This window comes from Draconibacterium sp., assembly GCF_041583095.1.
GTDB lineage: Bacteria > Bacteroidota > Bacteroidia > Bacteroidales > Prolixibacteraceae > Draconibacterium.
The window spans coordinates 1-2,850 of record NZ_JBFHGM010000415.1; the positions used below are offsets into that span (position 1 = coordinate 1).

Consider the following 2,850-nt stretch of genomic DNA (forward strand, 5'->3'; position numbering starts at 1 on the left):
ATTAGTATTCGGCTAAATCCCGATTATTATCCGGGTGAAAAGTTTGTGATTAAAACCAATCAGCCGGAACATACTTATATTCAGGCGGCCAAATTAAATGGTAAGCCTTGGGAAAAGTGTTGGTTTTATCACTCCGATTTTGAAAAAGGGGGCACACTGGAACTGGAATTGGGAACGGTGCCGAATAAAAACTGGGGGCTAAAAGACCCTTTGCCCATAAAGAAATAAATAAGCGATTTTATAAACTATCACAAAATGTGTCCCTATTAACCGCTTGCTGTCTCTTATATTTACCGGCCTTTATTCGTTAGATTTTAAACAGATAAATCGGTTTCCTAAAAATGAACAAAAAAAATAAAAAAATGAAACGACGCCACTTTATCCAAAATTCAATACTTTCAGCTGCAGGTATTTCATTATCATCAGGCTTGTTGGCTTGTGCTAAGGCAACCCGCGAAATTGCATTTATCGACCGTATTTTACCGGCACCTGTAGGTGGTGGATACCAGGACCCGGATTATTGGGTTTGGGGTTCGTCGGTAATACAAGGCGAAGACGGGAAATACCACATGTTTGCCAGCCGCTGGTTAAAAGCGCTGGGCTTCGGAAAATGGGTGACCAACTCTGAAGTGGTACATGCTGTGGCCGATACACCGGTTGGCCCCTACAAAACAGTAAAAGTTGCCCTGCCCATGCGCGGGAAAGAGTACTGGGATGGCATGTGCACACACAATCCGCGTGTTGTAAAATACAAAGACAAATTTCTGTTGTACTACTTTGGAAATACTTACGATTTTGAACAGCCAAGCCTTGAAAATAAGGAATTACCTAACGAAAACTGGACTGCAGCCTGGATGAACAAGCGTGTTGGTGTGGCTATTAGCGACAGTGTTTACGGTCCCTGGAAACGTTTGGATAAACCGGTAATTGAGCCTCGCCCCGGAAAATGGGATGCCTCAATTACCTCAAACCCTGCACCGGTTGTGAACGATAAAACCGGCGAAATTCTGTTGATGTATAAATCGTCGGAACATGGTCCGCAACCACCTCTTTTATTGGGTGTGGCAAAAGCCACCAACCCCGAGGGCCCGTACGAAAGACTTAGCGATAAACCAATATTTCGTTTCGAAAAGCCAGGGCAAGAGCATATTGATGTTGAAGATCCGTATGTGTGGTGGAACGGCGAAAAATACGAAGCCATTATTAAAGATCGCTCGGGCGAGATTTGTGGCGAAGAAGGAGGCGGAATTCATGTGTGGAGCAACGATGGTGTAAATTGGCAGTTGTTCGACAAGGTAAAAGCCTACAGTCGTGATATTTTATGGGATGATGGAACAACAACGCATCAAAACCACTTTGAGCGCCCATTCCTCCTTATTGAAGACGGCGTACCCACACACTTTTTTGCAGCAACCGGAAATGGTGACAAAGCCTGGAGTTTTGATAAAACATGGAACATGGTGATTCCTTTAAAAACTAGTTTCTAAAGAATTATAAGCGAATATATTACAATTGTTAAATAAATATTTAGATATGAACTTTAACCAAAAACTTATTCTTTTTTTGTTTCTGTTGTTGTTGTCGGCCTATTACGCAGAAGCACAAAAAATGCCGGTAGACCTGGTGAATCCATTTATCGATACCCATAATTCGCGCTGGTTTTACTTTAATTCGGCCTCTCGTCCGTTTGGCATGGTAAACCTTAGTCCCGACACTGATACTGATAAAACATGGAGTTCGGGGTATTTATACGATAGCAAAACCATTCGTTGTTTTAGCCATATACATGCCTGGCAGTTGGCAGGCATTGCTGTAATGCCAACAACAGGCGAGTTTAAAGGGCATTTAGGAATGGATGTATACCAATCAGCTTTTAGTCACGAAACAGAAGTGGCAAAACCCGGTTACCATAAAGTGGTACTCGATGATTACGAAATAACAGCAGAGCTTACTTCTTCAACACGCGTTGGGTTTCACAGGTACACCTTCCCCGAAAAGAAAAATAAGGCCATCATTTTTGATACTGGGGCAAAGCTTGCTCATGGGCCTACGGTCTACTCGAAAGTATGGAAAGTTAGCGATACTGAAATAGCAGGAGTTCAGGTGATTAGCAAAACAGGTCGTCGACCCAAAGATACTCCTGTTTATTTTGTTGCACGTTTAAATAAGCCTTTCAGTTCGATAAAAGGCTGGAAAGATAAAAAGCTTTTGGTCAATGCGCCCGATACCATCCAGGGAGTAAATGCTGGTGCCGCTTTATTTTTCGATTCAGAAGAAAAAGAAGAAATTTTAATGAAAGTTGGAATTTCGTATGTAAGTGCCGATCAAGCCCGCTTAAACCTCGATACCGAAATTAACCATTGGGATTTCGACCGGGTTGTTCAATCTTCAGTTGATGAATGGAACGAGTGGTTGGGAAGAATTGAGATAAAAGGAGGAACTGAGCAGCAACAAATTAAGTTTTATACTGATTTATGGCGCTCGTTACTTGGGCGAAGAATTGTAAGCGATGTAGATGGAAAGTACATGGACAGAACCGGCGAAGATGCTGTGGTACGTTCGGTTCGTTTAGATGAAAACAGTGAGCCACTGTTCCCGCATTATAATTTCGATGCGTGGTGGGGCAGCCACTGGTCGCTGAATATTTTATGGTCGATGGTATACCCCGAAGTGATGGATGGTTTTTGCAATACCATGGTTGATATGTACCAAAATGGCGGATTAATTCCGCGTGGTCCTTCAGGTGGGAACTATACTTTTGTAATGATTGGCGATCCGTCAACCTCGTTTTTTGTAACAGCCTATAATAAAGGAATCCGAAATTACGATGCTGAAAAAGCCTACGAAGGA

3 protein-coding genes are annotated in these 2,850 nt (G+C 42.6%); all 3 read left to right on the forward strand.

All coding sequences use genetic code 11. The annotated features are described in order from the left end of the window. A partial coding sequence (locus ABZB17_RS21985) for a glycoside hydrolase domain-containing protein (RefSeq protein ID WP_372653726.1) occupies positions 1–228 on the forward strand: 228 nt, incomplete at its 5' end. A gap of 134 nt (positions 229–362) precedes the next feature. Then, complete coding sequence (locus ABZB17_RS21990) at positions 363–1,487, forward strand: glycoside hydrolase family protein (protein ID WP_372653729.1); 1,125 nt, start codon at positions 363–365, stop codon at positions 1,485–1,487. A gap of 46 nt (positions 1,488–1,533) precedes the next feature. Next, positions 1,534–2,850: glycoside hydrolase domain-containing protein (locus ABZB17_RS21995; protein WP_372653731.1), on the forward strand; the 1,317-nt coding region annotated here is incomplete at its 3' end.